At 72.6% G+C, this 17,144-nt stretch carries 1 protein-coding gene; it reads left to right on the top strand.

Annotated elements, in window-relative coordinates:
- Positions 1–23: 23 nt before the first annotated feature.
- Positions 24–17,018, top strand: a complete 16,995-nt coding sequence (locus tag NQU54_RS01260; RefSeq protein ID WP_257629330.1) for a type I polyketide synthase — start codon at positions 24–26, stop codon at positions 17,016–17,018.
- The last annotated feature ends 126 nt before the right edge of the window (positions 17,019–17,144 follow it).

The raw sequence follows: 17,144 nt of genomic DNA, 5'->3' as shown, positions 1-17,144 counted from the left end.
TTCCTCGAGAGGGAAACGCACGTATGAATGAGGAAAAGCTCCGCTACTTTCTCAAGCGGGTGACCGCCGACCTGCATGAGACCCGACGCCGCCTTCAGGAGGTGGAGTCGGAGGACCAGGAGCCCATCGCGATCGTCGGGATGAGCTGCCGCTACCCGGGTGGCGTCAGCTCGCCCGAGGATCTGTGGCGGCTGGTGTCCGAGGGCGGGGACGGCATTTCCGAGTTCCCCACCGACCGCGGCTGGGACATCGGGCGGCTCTTCGACGACAATCCGGACGGCGCGGGCACGAGCTATGTCCGGGAGGGTGGTTTCCTCCACGACGCCAACTACTTCGACCCGGCCTTCTTCGGTATCAATCCGCGCGAGGCCCTCGCGATGGACCCCCAGCAGCGGCTGCTGCTGGAGACCACCTGGGAGGTGTTCGAGCGGGCGGGCATCGACGCCACGTCCGTGCGCGGCACCCGTACCGGTGTGTTCGCGGGCGTGATGTACCACGACTACGCCTCACGGCTGCGCGCCGTGCCGCCCGGTGTCGAGGGCTATCTCGGCACCGGCGGCTCCAGCAGCATCGCCTCCGGCCGGGTGGCGTACACCTTCGGCCTTGAGGGCCCCGCGCTCACCGTCGACACCGCGTGCTCCTCGTCGCTGGTGACCCTGCACCTGGCCATGCAGGCGCTGCGCAACGGCGAGTGCTCGCTGGCGCTGGCGGGCGGTGTCACCGTGATGTCGACACCCGGCACCTTCACCGAGTTCAGCCGCCAGCGCGGGCTGTCCTTCGACGGCCGCTGCAAGTCCTTCGCGGCGTCGGCGGACGGCACCGGCTGGTCAGAGGGCGCGGGCATGCTGCTGGTGGAGCGGCTGTCGGACGCCCGCCGCAACGGCCACAAGGTGCTGGCCGTCGTCCGTGGCTCGGCCATCAACCAGGACGGCGCGAGCAATGGCCTGACGGCGCCCAACGGCCCGTCCCAGCAGCGCGTCATCCGCCAGGCGCTCGCCAGCGCCCGGCTGACGGCCGACCACATCGATGTGGTCGAGGCCCATGGCACGGGTACGACGCTGGGCGACCCGATCGAGGCGCAGGCGCTGCTGGCCACCTACGGCAAGGAGAAGCCCGCCGAGCGGCCGCTGCTGCTGGGCTCCATCAAGTCCAACGTCGGCCACACCCAGGCCGCCGCCGGTGTCGCCGGGATCATCAAGATGGTCAAGGCCATCGAGCACGGCTATGTGCCGGGGTCCCTGCACATCGACGAGCCGTCGCCGCATATCGACTGGTCGGCCGGGGCGGTCTCGCTGCTGACCGAGGGCCGCCCGTGGCCGGAGACCGGCCGTCCGCGCCGCGCCGCCGTGTCCTCGTTCGGCATCAGCGGCACCAACGCCCACCTGATCATCGAGCAGCCCCCGGCCGAGGACCCCGATGGCGAGGAGGAGGCCGCGGAGGCCCCCGCCGAAGGGACGGCGGCGACGGAGGCCCTCGCCGAGGAGGCGGTGGCACCGGCCGAAGAGACGGCCGCGCCCCGCACCCTTCCGCTGCTCCCGTGGCTGGTGTCCGGCAAGGGCGAGGACGCGCTGCGCGCCCAGGCCGCCCGGCTCCACACGTATGTGGCCGAACGCCCCGAGCTGGACCCGGTGTCCCTCGGCTACTCCCTGGCCACCACCCGCGCCGCCCTGGAGAACCGGGCGGCCGTCATCGCCGCCGACCGCACGACCTTCCTCGACCGCCTCGCCGCGCTCGCCTCCGGTGAGCCCGCCGCCGGGGTGGTCCAGGGCGTGGAGACCCGCGGCAAGCTGGCGTTCCTCTTCACTGGCCAGGGCAGCCAGCGCCTCGGCATGGGGCGTGAGCTGTACGACGCGTACCCGGTGTTCGCGCAGGCGCTGGACGCGGTGTGTGCCGTGCTCGACCCGCGTCTCGAACGGCCCCTGAAGGATGTGCTGTTCGGCGACGACACTGGCGCGCTGGACCGGACCGGGTTCACCCAGCCCGCGCTGTTCGCCATCGAGGTGGCCCTCTTCCGGCTCGTCGAGTCATGGGGCCTGAAGCCGGACGTGGTCTCCGGACACTCCATCGGCGAGATCGCCGCCGCGCATGTCGCCGGGGTGCTCTCGCTCGACCACGCCGCCCTGCTGGTGGCGGCCCGTGGCCGGCTGATGCAGCGGCTGCCCGGCGGTGGCGCGATGATCGCCGTCCAGGCGTCCGAGGACGAGGTGACGCCGCTGCTCACCGAGGGCGTCTCGATCGCCGCGCTCAACGGGCCGACGTCGGTGGTCATCGCGGGCGACGAGGACGCGGCCGTCTCGATCGCCGCCTCGTTCGAGGCCCAGGGCCGTAAGACCAAGCGGCTCACCGTCAGCCACGCGTTCCACTCGCCGTTGATGGACCCGATGCTGGAGGCGTTCCGCAAGGTCGCGGAGAGCCTGACGTACGAGGCCCCGAAGATCCCGGTGGTCTCCAACCTCACCGGCACCATCGCGCCCGCCGACGAGATCGCCACCGCCGGATTCTGGGTCCGCCATGTCCGCGAGGCTGTGCGCTTCCTGGACGGCATGCGCGCGATGGAGGCGCAGGGCGTCACCACCTACCTTGAACTCGGCCCGGACGGTGTGCTGTCCGCGCTCGGCCAGGAGTGCCTGGCGGGCGAGTCCGAACATGTGGCGCTCGTCCCCGTCCTGCGGTCCGGCCGCCCCGAGGCCGAGACCCTGACCACCGCCCTGGCCACCCTGCACACCCGGGGCACGGCCCCCGACTGGGGGGCGTACTACGCGGGCACCGGCGCCGAACGCGTCGAACTGCCCACCTACGCCTTCCAGCGCGAGCACTACTGGCTGGACGCGGGCACCGCCTACGGCGACGTCTCCTCGGTCGGCCTCGGCTCCGCCGACCATCCGCTGCTCGGCGCGGCCGTCTCCCTGGCCGACGCGGAGGGCTTCCTCTTCACCGGGCGGCTCGCGCTGGACACCCACCCCTGGCTGGCCGACCACGCCGTCATGGGCGCGGTGCTGCTGCCCGGCACCGCGTTCGTGGAACTGGCGGTGCGCGCGGGTGAGCAGGCCGGATGCGATCTGGTCGAGGAGCTCACCCTGGAGGCCCCGCTGATCCTGCCCGAACGGGGCGGGGTCCGGCTCCAGATCGCCGTGGGCGCCCCGGACGACACCGGCCGCCGCACCCTCGCCCTCCACTCCCGCCCCGACGAGGCCGGAGACGACGAGCCGTGGGTACGCCACGCCACGGGCGCCTTGACGGCGGGCGCGGCGGAGGGTTCGTTCGACCTGTCCGCCTGGCCGCCCGCCGGGGCGGAGCGCATCGACACCGACGGGCTGTACGAGGGCCTGGCCGACGCGGGCTTCGGCTACGGCCCGGTCTTCCAGGGCCTGCGCGCCGCCTGGCGCGGCGACGGCGAGGTCTACGCCGAGGTCGCGCTCCCCGAGGACACCGACCCCGGCGCCGCCCTCTTCGGCCTCCACCCGGCCCTGCTGGACGCGGTCCTCCACACCATCGGCCTCAGCGACCTGACCGAGAACCCGGGCCAGGGCGGACTGCCCTTCTCCTGGACCGGTATCCGCGTCCACTCGGTGGGCGCCGACAGCGTACGGGTCCGGCTGTCGCCGGCCGGAAACGGCACGGTGTCCCTCCAACTCGCGGATGTGACGGGTGCCCCGGTGGCCTCGGTCGACCGCCTGGCCCTCCGCACGGTCTCCCCGGACCAGCTGACGGCCCCGGGCACCGCCCCCGACGCCCTGTTCAAGGTGGACTGGACCCCGATCCCGGCACCGTCCGAGCCGGTGTCCCAGGACGACTGGACGACGATAGGCTCCGACGCCCCCTACCCCGACCTGGCGACGCTGGCCGAAGCCGCCAATTCCGGAACTCCGCTCCCGCAGTACGTAGTGGTGCCCCTGGCATCGGACGGTGCGGCAAACCAAGCCCGTCCGGCGTTTGAGGACCGGGGTCCGGGGCGGAGCCCCGGTGGGGTTCAAGGGGCGGAGCCCCTCCACGCGGCGGAGCCGCATATCGATGCTGCGGGAAGGGGCGGGGTGGGGGAAAGCCCCTCGCCCGCCACCACGGCGCAGTACGTCACCACCCAGGTGCTGGGCCTGCTCCAAGAGTGGCTGGCCGACACCCGCTTCACCGACACCCACCTCGTCATCCTCACCGACGCCACCAACCTCGCCCACACCGCCGCCCACGGCCTCATCCGCTCCGCCCAGTCGGAAAACCCCGGCCGCATCACCCTGGTGGACCTCGACGCCCACCCGGACTCCCTCGCCGCCCTCCCCGCCGCCCTCGCGTCCGGCGAGCAGGAACTCGCGGTACGCGAAGGCACGGTCAAGGCCCCCCGCCTGGCCCGCGCCACCACGCAGCCGGAGACCGAAACCCCTGAGTGGAACCCCGACGGCACCGTCCTGCTCACCGGCGCGACCGGCACCCTGGGCACCCTCTTCGCCCGCCACCTCGTGGCCGAGCGCGGCGTACGCCACCTCCTTCTGGTGAGCCGCCGAGGCGAAACCGCCCCCGGCGCCGCCGAACTCACCGCAGAACTCGCAGAGTTGGGCGCCGAAGCACACTGGGCCGCCTGCGACACGGCAGACCGTGACGCCCTGGCCGAAACCCTGGCCACGATCCCCACCGCCCACCCCCTCACCGCCGTGATCCACACGGCAGGCGTGCTGGACGACGGCGTGATCGCGTCCCTCACCCCCGAGCGGCTGGCCACCGTCCTCCGCCCCAAGGCGGACGCGGCCTGGAACCTGCACGAGCTGACCCAGGACGCGGACCTGTCCTCGTTCATCCTGTTCAGCTCAGCCGCCGGAGTCTTCGGCGGCGCCGGACAAGGCAACTACGCCGCCGCCAACGCCTTCCTGGACGCCCTGGCCCAGCACCGCCGGGCGAACGGCCTCCCCGCCACCTCCCTCGCCTGGGGCCTGTGGGCCGAGCCCGGCGGCATGGCCGGAGACCTGGACGAGGCGGAACTCGCCCGCCTCCAGCGCGGCGGCGTCGCCGCCATCACCGCCGACCAGGGCCGTGAACTCTTCGACCTGGCGAACGCCACGGACAGCGCACTGCTCGTGCCGATGCCGCTCGACCTGGCCGCCCTCCGCACCCAGGCGGCCGCCGGAATGCTGCCGCCGCTCTTCCGCGGTCTGGTCCGCGTCCCACCGCGCCGCGCGGCCCAGGCCGCGGCCGCGGCGCGCTCCGGCGCGCTCGCCCAGCAACTGGCCGGGGCGTCCGCCGACGAGGCGGAAGCCATCGTGCTCGGCCTGGTCCGTGCGCAGGTGGCGGCCGTGCTCGGCTACGCCGGACCCGAAGCGGTCGACCCGCGGCGCGCCTTCAGCGAGGTCGGCTTCGACTCCCTCACCGCGGTCGAACTGCGCAACCGCCTGACCGCGGTCAGCGGTGTCCGGCTGCCCGCCACGCTGATCTTCGACTACCCGACCCCCGCCGCCCTCGCCGCGTATCTGCGGGCCGAGGCCCAGGGCAGCCAGGAGGACGCGGCCGCACCCGTGGCCGCCGCCACCACCGGCGACGACGAGCCCATCGCCATCGTGGCGATGAGCTGCCGCTTCCCCGGCGGGGTGACCTCGCCCGAGGATCTGTGGAAGCTGGTGGCCGAGGGCACCGACGCCATCACCGACATGCCCACCGACCGCGGCTGGGACATCGAGTCGCTGTACGACGACGACCCCGACCAGCAGGGCACCAGCTACGCCCGCAACGGCGGATTCCTGCACGACGCCCACCACTTCGACCCCGTCTTCTTCGGGATCTCACCCCGTGAGGCCCTCGCGATGGACCCGCAGCAGCGGCTGCTGCTGGAGACCACATGGGAGGCGTTCGAGCGGGCCGGGATCGACCCGGCGGCGGTGCGCGGCAGCCGGACCGGCGTCTACACCGGCGTGATGTACAACGACTACGGCACCCTGCTGCACCGCGCCCCCGACGGCCTCGAGGGCTACATGGGCACCGCCAGCTCGGGCAGCGTCGCCTCGGGCCGGGTGTCGTACACCTTCGGTCTTGAGGGCCCGGCGGTGACCGTCGACACGGCGTGCTCGTCGTCGCTGGTCACCCTGCACATGGCGGTGCAGGCGCTGCGCGCCGGCGAATGCTCGCTCGCGCTCGCGGGCGGTGTCACCGTGATGGCGACCCCCGGCACCTTCGTGGCCTTCAGCAAGCAGCGCGGCCTCGCGACCGACGGCCGCTGCAAGCCCTTCGCCGCCGCGGCCGATGGCACGGCCTGGGGCGAGGGTGTGGGCATGCTGCTGGTCGAGCGGCTGTCGGACGCCCGTAAGAACGGTCACCCGGTGCTCGCGATCGTGCGTGGCAGTGCGATCAACCAGGACGGCGCTTCCAACGGTCTGACGGCGCCCAACGGCCCGTCCCAGCAGCGCGTCATCCGCCAGGCCCTCGCCAACGCCCGCTTGTCCGCCGCCGAGGTGGACGTCGTCGAGGCCCACGGCACGGGCACCACCCTGGGCGACCCGATCGAGGCGCAGGCGCTGCTCGCCACCTACGGCCAGGAGCACACCGAGGACGAGCCGCTCTGGCTCGGCTCGGTGAAGTCCAACTTCGGCCACACCCAGGCCGCGGCCGGTGTCGCCGGGATCATCAAGATGGTCAAGGCCATCGAGCACGGGGTGCTGCCCAGGACCCTGCACGTGGACGAGCCGTCCCCACACGTGGACTGGACGGCGGGCGCGGTGTCGCTGCTCACCGAGCAGACCGAGTGGCCGGAGACCGGCCGTCCGCGCCGGGCCGCGGTGTCCTCGTTCGGCATCAGCGGCACCAACGCGCACACCATCATCGAGCAGGCCCCGGCGGAGCGGCCCACGGCCGCCTCCGATGCCCGCGCCCTCCCCCTGCTGCCGTGGGTGGTGTCCGGTAAGGGCGAGGACGCCCTGCGCGCCCAGGCCGCCCGGCTCCACGCCTTCGTGGCCGAACGCCCCGGACTGGATCCGGTGTCCGTCGGCCGTTCGCTGGCCACCACTCGCGCCGCTCTGGAGAACCGGGCGGCCGTTATCGCCGGGGACCGGGCTGCCTTCCTGGACCGGCTCGCCGCGCTCGCTTCCGGTGAGCCGGCCGCCGCCGTGGTCGAGGGTGTGGAGACCCGGGGGAAGCTGGCGTTCCTCTTCACCGGCCAGGGCAGTCAGCGCCTGGGCATGGGGCGTGAGCTGTATGAGGCGTTCCCGGTGTTCGCGGAGGCGCTGGACACGGTCTGCGATGAGCTGGACGCGCATCTGGAACGGCCGCTTCGCGAGGTGCTGTTCGGGGAGGACGCCGAGGCGCTGGACCGGACGGGCTTTACCCAGCCCGCGCTGTTCGCGGTCGAGGTGGCGCTGTTCCGTCTCGTCGAGTCCTGGGGCCTGAAGCCGGATGTGGTCTCCGGCCATTCCATCGGCGAGATCGCCGCCGCCCATGTCGCGGGTGTGTTCTCGCTCGACCACGCCGCGCTGCTGGTGGCCACGCGCGGCCGGCTGATGCAGGAGCTTCCGGCCGGTGGCGCGATGGTCGCGGTGCAGGCGGCGGAGGACGAGGTGGCGCCGCTGCTGACCGAGGGTGTTTCGATCGCCGCGCTCAACGGGCCGACGTCGGTGGTCATCGCGGGTGACGAGGATGCGGCGCTGGAGATCGCTTCAGGTTTCGAGGCTCAGGGCCGTAAGACCAAGCGGCTCACCGTCAGCCACGCGTTCCACTCGCCGTTGATGGACCCGATGCTGGAGGCGTTCCGCAAGGTCGCGGAGAGCCTGACGTACCAGGCGCCGACGATCCCGGTGGTCTCCAACCTCACCGGTGGTATCGCCCCCGCCGCCGAGATCGCGACCGCCGGCTTCTGGGTGCGCCATGTCCGTGAGGGGGTGCGTTTCCTCGACGGCGTGCGTGCCATGGAGGCGGAGGGTGTCACCACCTACCTCGAACTCGGCCCGGACGGTGTGCTGTCCGGACTGGGCCAGGAGTGTCTGGCGGGCGAGGCCGGGCAGGTGGCGTTCGTCCCCGTGCTGCGGTCCGGGCGTCCCGAGGCCGAGACCCTGACCACCGCCCTGGCCACGCTGCACACCCGGGGCACTGCCCCCGACTGGGAGGCGTACTACGCGGGCACCGGCGCACGCCGTGCGGAGTTGCCGACGTATGCGTTCCAGCATGAGCGTTACTGGATCGAGGTTCCGGTTTCGGTGGGCGATGTGGCCTCCGCCGGTCTGGGTACCGCTGATCATCCGCTGCTGGGCGCGGCCGTCGAACTGCCCGAGTCCGGCGGCTTCCTGTTCACCGGGCGGCTTTCGCTGGAGACGCATCCGTGGCTGGCCGACCACGCCGTCATGGGCTCGGTGCTGCTGCCCGGCACCGCGTTCGTGGAACTCGCGGTGCGCGCCGGTGAGCAGGTGGGCTGTGAGCTGGTGGAGGAGCTGACGCTGGAGGCGCCGCTGATCCTGCCCGAGCGGGGCGGGATCCGGTTGCAGATCGTCGTGGGCGCCCCGGACGACACCGGCCGCCGTCCCCTCTTCCTCCACTCGTGCCCCGACGAGGCCGGTGACGATGTTCTGTGGGTGCGGCATGCCACGGGTGTGCTGGTGGAGGGCGTGCCCGCGTCGGGTCCGTCGTTCGAGCTGAGCGCGTGGCCCCCGGCGGGTGCCGAGCCCATCGGGATCGACGGGCTGTATGAGGGGCTGGCCGAGGCGGGGTTCGGTTACGGTCCGGTGTTCCGGGGGGTGCGGGCCGCGTGGCGGGGTGACGGCGAGGTGTACGCCGAGGTCGCGCTCCCGGAGGACGCCGAGCCCGGTGCCGATCTGTTCGGGCTGCATCCGGCGCTGCTGGACGCCGTTCTGCACACCATCGGACTCAGTGATCCGAGCGAGGACCCGGTTCAGGGTGGACTGCCCTTCTCCTGGTCCGGTGTCCGGGTCCATTCGGTGGGTGCGGACAGTGTGCGCGTGCGGCTGACGCCCGCCGGGAACGGCACGGTGTCCCTCCAGCTCGCCGATGTGACCGGGGCCCCGGTGGCGTCGGTGGACCGGCTCGCGCTGCGTACTGTCTCCGCCGAGCACCTCGGCGCCACCCGCCCCAGTGGCGCGGCCGACGCCCTGTTCCGGGTGGAGTGGATTCCGGTTCCGGCTTCCTCAGGGACGCACTCCGTCGGACGCCCGGCGATCGTGGGCACGGACGTCCCCGGCCTCGGTGTCGAGGCCGACGTCTACGCGGATCTGGCCGCGCTGGCCGAGGCGATCGAGTCCGGCTCGGCGAGCCCGGACGACGTGGTCGTCTCCCTGCGCGCGGTGCCGGGGGAGAACTCCGACTCCTCGCCCGTCGCCCTGGCACACGAGACTGCCGTCCATGCGCTGACCCTGTTGCAGACCTGGCTGGAGGACGACCACTTCGCGAACACGCGCCTGGTCGTCCTCACTCAGGGCGCGGTGGCCACCGCCACCGCCACCGGCGACGCGGTGACCGAGCCCGCGCAGGCCACCGTGACCGGGTTGGTGCGCTCCGCGCAGTCGGAGAACCCCGGCCGTATCGTCCTGGTGGATCTCGACGGCCACCCGGACTCGGCCACCGCCCTCCCCGCCGCTCTGGAATCGGACGAGCAGGAACTCGCCGTACGCCAGGGCGCGGTCATGGCTCCGCGTCTGGCCCGCGCCACCGCCTCCGCCGACGCCCCGGCCCCGTGGAACGCGGACGGCACGGTGCTGATCACCGGTTCTGGTGGCACTCTGGGTAATCTCTTCGCTCGCCATCTGGTGGCCGAGCGGGGTGTGCGTCGGCTGTTGTTGGTGAGCCGCCGTGGCGATCAGGCGCCGGGCGCGACCGAACTGACGGCTGAGCTGGCCGAGTTGGGCGCCCGGGTGAGCTGGGCGGCATGTGATGTGACGGACCGGGACGCGCTGGCCGCGACCCTCGCCGCCATCCCTGCTGAGCATCCGCTGACGGCCGTGGTGCACACGGCGGGTGTGCTGGATGACGGGGTGATCGGTTCGCTCACCCCCGAGCGGGTGGCCCATGTCCTGCGTCCGAAGGTGGATGCGGCATGGAATCTGCATGAGCTGACCCGGGATCTGGATCTGTCGGCGTTTGTTCTGTTCTCGTCGGCCGCTGGTGTGTTCGGTGGTGCGGGGCAGGGGAACTACGCGGCGGGCAATGCGTTCCTGGATGCGCTTGCTCAGCACCGCGTCGCTGAGGGTCTGCCCGCCGTCTCTCTGGCCTGGGGGTTGTGGGGCGGGTCCGGTGGTATGGGCGGTGAGTTGGACGAGGCTGAGGTGGACCGGCTGCGGCGCGGTGGCATCGCCCCGATCACCGCCGAGCAGGGCCGGGAGCTCTTTGATCGGGCCGGCACCGCTGGTGAGGCGCTGTTGGTGCCGATGCCGTTGGATGTGGCCGCGCTCCGTGTTCAGGCGGGTGCGGGGATGTTGCCGCCGCTTTTCCGTGGTCTGGTGCGTGTTCCGCCGCGTCGGGCGGCTCAGACCGCGGCCGCGGCGCGGTCCGGCGCGCTGGCTCAGCAGCTGGCCGGGGCGTCCGACGCCGAGGCCGAGGCGATCGTGCTGGGTCTGGTGCGGGCGCAGGTGGCGGTGGTGCTCGGGTATGCCGGGCCGGAGGCGGTGGAGCCGCAGCGTGCGTTCAGTGAGCTGGGCTTCGACTCGCTGACCGCCGTGGAGTTGCGTAATCGTTTGACGGCGGTCACTGGTGTCCGGTTGGCCGCGACGCTGATCTTCGACTATCCGAACCCGATCGCTCTTGCCGGGTATGTGCGGGCTGAGGCTCAGGGGAGCCAGGTGGACGCCGCCGCACCCGTCGCCGCCGCCAACGCACACGACGACGACCCGATCGCGATTGTGGCGATGAGCTGCCGGTTCCCTGGTGGGGTCAGCTCGCCCGAGGATCTGTGGAAGCTGGTGGCCGAGGGCACCGACGCCATCACCGACATGCCCGTCGACCGCGGCTGGGACATCGAGTCGCTCTACGACGACGACCCCGATCAGCGGGGCACCAGCTACGCCCGTAATGGTGGGTTCCTGCACGACGCGCACCACTTCGACCCCGTCTTCTTCGGGATCTCGCCCCGTGAGGCCCTCGCGATGGACCCGCAGCAGCGGCTGCTGCTGGAAGCCACCTGGGAGGCGTTCGAGCGGGCCGGGATCGACCCGGCGGCGGTGCGCGGCAGCCGGACCGGTGTCTACACCGGCGTGATGTACAACGACTACGGCACTCTGCTGCACCGTGCGCCCGACGGTCTTGAGGGCTATATCAGCACGGCCAGTTCGGGGAGTGTGGCTTCGGGCCGGGTGTCGTACACCTTCGGTCTGGAGGGCCCGGCGGTGACGGTGGACACCGCGTGTTCGTCGTCGCTGGTGACCCTGCATATGGCGGTGCAGGCGCTGCGGAATGGTGAGTGTTCGCTGGCGCTGGCGGGTGGTGTCACGGTGATGGCTACGCCTGGCACTTTTGTGGCGTTCAGTAAGCAGCGTGGACTGGCCACCGATGGCCGTTGCAAGCCCTTCGCCGCCGCGGCCGACGGTACGGCCTGGGGCGAGGGCGTGGGGCTGCTGCTGGTCGAGCGGCTGTCGGACGCGCGGAAGAACGGTCATCCGGTGCTGGCGATCGTGCGGGGTTCGGCGATCAATCAGGATGGTGCGTCGAATGGGCTGACGGCGCCGAATGGTCCGTCGCAGCAGCGGGTGATCCGGCAGGCGCTGGCGAACGCACGGCTGTCGGCGTCCGAGGTGGACGTGGTCGAGGCGCACGGCACGGGCACGACGCTGGGCGACCCGATCGAGGCACAGGCGCTGCTCGCCACCTACGGCCAGGAGCACACCGACGACGCGCCGCTGTGGCTCGGTTCGGTGAAGTCCAACTTCGGGCACACCCAGGCCGCGGCCGGTGTGGCTGGGATCATCAAGATGGTCAAGGCCATCGAGCACGGTGTGCTGCCCAGAACCCTGCATGTGGATGAGCCGTCGCCGCATGTGGACTGGTCGGCGGGTGCGGTGGCGTTGCTGACCGAGCAGCTGGAGTGGCCGGAGACGGGTCGTCCGCGCCGGGCCGCGGTGTCCTCGTTCGGGATCAGCGGCACCAACGCGCACACCATCATCGAACAGGCCCCAGAGGCGGAGGAGACGCCCGAAGAGGGGGCCGAGCCTTCCCCCGGAGCGTCCGGTGCGCTGCCGTGGCCGCTGTCCGCCAGGGGCGAGGCGACGCTGCGCGCGCAGGCCGCCAAGCTGCTGGCGTACCTCGGCGCCGGCCCGGAGCCGCGTACGGCCGATGTCGGCTATTCGTTGGCCACCACCCGCGCCGCTTTCGATCAGCGTGCGGTCCTGGTGGGCACCGACCGCGACGACTTCATCCGCGCCCTGACGGCGCTGGCCCAGGGTGTGGCTCCGGTCCAGAACGTCGGGGCGGCCGACAAGACGGCGTTCGTGTTCCCGGGGCAGGGGTCCCAATGGGCGGGCATGGCCGTGGAGCTCATGGACACGGCGCCGGCGTTCGCGGCCCGTATTCACGAATGTGCCGCCGCGCTGGCGGAGTTCACCGACTGGTCGTTGGTGGATGTGTTGCGGGGTGCGGAGGGTGCGCCGTCGCTGGAGCGCGTCGATGTGGTGCAGCCGGTGCTGTTCGCGGTGATGGTGTCGCTGGCCGAGTTGTGGCGTTCGCTGGGTGTTGTTCCGGCGGCGGTGATCGGTCATTCGCAGGGTGAGATCGCGGCGGCGTGTGTGGCGGGGATTCTCTCGCTTCAGGACGCGGCGCGTGTGGTGACGTTGCGCAGTCAGGCGATCGGCCGGGTGCTGGCGGGCAAGGGTGGCATGGTGTCGGTGGCGCTTCCGGTGGCGGACGTACGCGAGCGGATCGCGCCGTGGGGCGAGGAGCGGATCTCGGTGGCGGCGGTCAACGGGCCGTCGTCGGTGGTGGTTTCGGGTGAGCCGACGGCGCTGGACGAGCTGGTCGCCGCGTGTGAGGCGGATGAGGTGCGGGCCCGGCGGGTGCCGGTGGACTACGCCTCGCACTCCGCGCAGGTCGAGCTGCTCCGGGAGGAGCTGCTGGAACTGCTGGCTCCCGTACGGCCGGGGAACGCCGAGGTGCCGTTCCTGTCGACGGTGACGGGGGAGTGGGTCGAGGGTCCGGAGCTGGATGCCGAGTACTGGTTCACCAACCTCCGCCGCACCGTCGAGCTGGAGGGTGCCGTCCGGCGGTTGCTCGACGAGGGCTTCGGGGTGTTCATCGAGTCCAGCGCCCACCCCGTACTGGCCATGGGTGTCCAGGAGACGGCCGAGGACGCCGGTCTCGACGCCGCCGCCATCGGCTCGCTGCGCCGGGACGAGGGCGGGCTGAAGCGCTTCTGGGCCTCGGTCGGTGAGGCGTGGTCGCGGGGTGTGTCCGTGGACTGGGACGCGGTGTACGAGGGGACCGGTGCACGCCGTGCGGAGTTGCCGACGTATGCGTTCCAGCATGAGCGTTACTGGATCGAGGTTCCGGTTTCGGTGGGCGATGTGGCCTCCGCCGGTCTGGGTACCGCTGATCATCCGCTGCTCGGCGCGGCCGTCGAACTGCCGGACTCCGACGGCTTCCTGTTCACCGGGCGGCTCTCCCTCCACACCCACCCCTGGCTCGCCGACCACTCCGTGGCCGGCACCGTGCTGCTGCCGGGGACGGCCTTCGTCGAACTGGCGATCCGGGCGGGCGATCAGGTGGGCTGCGATCTGCTGGAGGAGCTCACGCTGGAGGCGCCGCTGATCCTGCCCGAGCGGGGCGGGGTCCAGCTGCGGCTGACCGTCGGCGTGCCCGACGCGGACGGACGCCGGACCTTGGAGGTCTACTCCCGGCCGGAGCCGGACGCGGACCGGGGCGACGGCCCGGAGCGGTCCTGGAGCCGTAACGCCGGCGGCGTCCTCGCGTCCGGTGCGGCCGCCGAGGCGGCCGACGCCGCCGAGGGCCTGGCCGAATGGCCGCCGGCCGAGGCGGTGGCCATCACGGTGGACGATCTCTACGAGCGGTTCGCCGCCACCGGTATCGGCTACGGTCCGGCGTTCCAGGGGCTGACGGCCGCCTGGCGGCGCGGTGAGGAGGTCTTCGCCGAACTCCGGCTGGGGCAGCGGCAGCAGACCGACGCCGCGCTGTTCGGGCTGCACCCGGCGCTGCTGGACGCCGCACTGCACGGCGTGGCGCTCGGCGACTTCGTGAGCGCCGCCGACGGAGGCGCCGGCGGGATCCGGCTGCCGTTCTCCTGGACCGGGGTCACCCTCCACGCCGCGGGCGCCACGGCGCTGCGGGTACGGATCGCCCCGGCCGGACCGGACGCGGTGGCCCTGACCGTCGTGGACGAGAGCGGCGGCGTGGTCGCGTCGGTGGATTCCCTGGCGCTTCGGAGCATCGCCCCCGAGCAACTGCGCACGGCCCGGACGGCCTACCACGACTCGCTGTTCCGGCTGGAGTGGACCGCGGTGCCCGCGTCCCCGGCGTCCGCCGAGGACGTCCGCTGGGCCCTGGTCGGCCAGGACGCCGCGAACGGCATGGACATCTTCGGCCTCGTCGACGCGGTGGAGTCCACCGGAGCGGAGTGCGATGTCTTCCCCGATCTGACCGAGCTCGCCGCCGTGGTGGCCTCGGGCAGGCACCGGCCGGATGTCGTCCTCTTCCCGCTCACCGGCCCCGCCGGTGGCGGCGATCTGGCGGAAGGCGCCCGGCTGGCCACCCACGCCGCGCTGGACACCGCCCAGTCGTGGCTCGCGGAGGAGGGTTTCGCGGGGGCGCGGCTGGCGTTCGTCACCCGCGGGGCGGTCGCCACGTCCCCGGACGCCGAGGTGTCCGGGCTGCCGTACGCGCCCGTATGGGGGCTGATCCGCACCGCCCAGACCGAGACCCCGGACCGTTTCCTGCTGCTCGATCTGGACCACGAGGAGATCTCGGCCGACGCGCTCATGGGGGCGGTGGCCGGTGGTGAGCCGCAGCTCGCCCTCCGCGGCGGCGCCCTCCACGCGCCCCGGCTGGCCCGGGTCGCCGCCCAGGAGCCCCAGGAGCGGAACGAAGCCCAGGGCGAAGAGGGGTACGAGGACGGGGCGCTGGAGTTCGACCCGGACGGCACGGTGCTGATCACCGGCGCCACCGGTGTCCTCGGCGGGCAGCTCGCCCGCCATCTGGTGGCCGAGCGCGGAGTGCGCCATCTGCTGCTCAACAGCCGCCGTGGGCAGCGGGCCCAGGGGATGCCCGAGCTGGTCGCCGAACTGACCGCGCTGGGCGCCGAGGTGAGTGTCGCGGCGTGCGACGCGGCCGACCGCGAGGCGTTGTCGATGCTGCTGGCTGAGGTGGACCCGGCGCATCCGCTGACCGCCGTCGTCCACACGGCGGGAGTGCTGGACGACGGGCTGCTGTCCGCGCTCACCCCGGAGCGGATCGACACGGTCTTCCGGCCGAAGGGGGACGCGGCGCTCCATCTGCACGAGCTGACCCGCGACCTCGATCTGAAGGCGTTCGTGCTGTTCTCTTCCGCCGCCGGCACCTTCGGCACGCCGGGGCAGGCCAACTACGCGGCGGCCAATGCCTTCCTGGACGCCTTCGCCGCGTACCGCCGCTCCGTCGGTCTGCCCGCCCTCTCGCTGGCCTGGGGCATGTGGGAGCAGCGCAGCGAGATGACCGGCGCCATGACGGAGGCGGATGTGCGGCGTATCGCGCGCTCCGGGATGGCGCCGCTGTCCTCGCGGGACGGTCTGGAGCTGTTCGACACGGCGTGTGCGGTCGACGGCGAGGCGGTGCTCGTACCGCTCCACCTGGACACCGCGCCGCTGCGGGAGCAGGCGGCCGAGGGAGCGCTGCCCGCCGTGTTCCGCGGGCTGGTCCGGGTGACGCCCCGGCGGCGCACGGCCTCCGACGCGGCGGCCGCCGCGGGCGGCCCTTCGCTGGTGCGGCGACTGGCCGGGCTGGACGAGGCGGAGCGGGAGGGGGTCCTGCTGGATCTGGTCCGCACCCATGCCGCCGCGGTGCTCGGTTTCGAGGACCCGGAGGCCCTGGGGGCCACGCGTGGCTTCCTGGAGCTGGGCTTCGACTCGCTGACCTCCGTCGAGCTGCGCAACCGGCTCAACGCCGCGAGCGGGCTGCGGCTGCCCCCGACACTGTTGTTCGACCAGCCGACGCCCGAGCTGGTCGCCCGGCAACTGCTCGCCGGACTGGCCGGTTCGGTGGCCGCCGAGGGCGGTGCGGTGTCGGCCGCCGCGCAGGCGGAGACGGCGGGCGCGGAGCCGTCGTCCGTGTTCGGCGCGATGATGCGGGAAGCCGAGGAGCTCGGCCAGCAGGGGGAGTTCACCCGGATGCTGATGGATGTCTCGCGGTTCCGGCCCTCGTTCACGAGCGCCGCCGAGCTGGACACGCTGCCCACGCTGGTGCGGTTGTCCCGTGGGGAGACGGGGCCCGCGCTGGTGTGTTTCCCCTCGATCCTGTCGATCGGAGGCCCGCACCAGTACGCGCGGTTCGCCGCGGGATTCCGGGGCCACCGGGACGTCTGGGCGCTGGGCAACCCCGGTTTCGTCGCCGGGGAGCGGCTTCCGGCGAACCCGGAGGCGGTGATCGAGGCGCAGGCCGAGGCGGTGCTGCGGCAGACCGACGGGGCGCCGTTCGTGCTGCTGGGCCACTCCTCGGGCGGGCTGCTCGCCCATGAGGTGGCCGCGCGGCTGGAGAGCACCGGGGTCTTTCCGGAGGCGGTGGTGCTGCTCGACATCTACTCGCACGACCCGGAGGCGGCCCTGGCCGTCCAGCCCGGTCTGCGGGCCGGGATCGATGAGCGGAGCACGGGCCATGTGCCGGTGGACGACACCCGGCTGCTGGCCATGGGCGCGTACTTCCGGCTGTTCGGGGGGTGGCGGCCCCGCGAGGTCAAGACGCCGACCCTGCTGGTCCGTGCCGAAGAGCGGTTCTTCGACTGGTCCCGCGACGACGGCGACTGGCGGTCGTACTGGCAGCTGCCGCACACCGCGCTCGATGTGGCCGGGAACCACTTCACGATGATGGAGGAGCACGCCGGGACGACGGCACGGGCCGTGGAGGACTGGCTGTCTTGACCTCGACCCACCGGTCGGTTTCGCAGCCGGGTGTGGGCAGGGCGTATCCGCATCGAGAAGTGGGGCTCCGGCGCGGCGGCAGGCGGCGACCACGCCGACGGTGGCCAGGGCCTCGGTGACGAACCG

The organism is Streptomyces malaysiensis subsp. samsunensis (genome assembly GCF_024519315.1).
Classification (GTDB): Bacteria; Actinomycetota; Actinomycetes; order Streptomycetales; family Streptomycetaceae; genus Streptomyces; species Streptomyces malaysiensis.
This window is presented reverse-complemented; position numbering and strand designations above follow the sequence as displayed.

Excerpts from the sequence above, each read along its gene's own strand:
- NQU54_RS01260 (WP_257629330.1), top strand. The coding sequence starts at position 24 with ATGAATGAGGAAAAGCTCCGCTACTTTCTCAAGCGGGTGACCGCCGAC.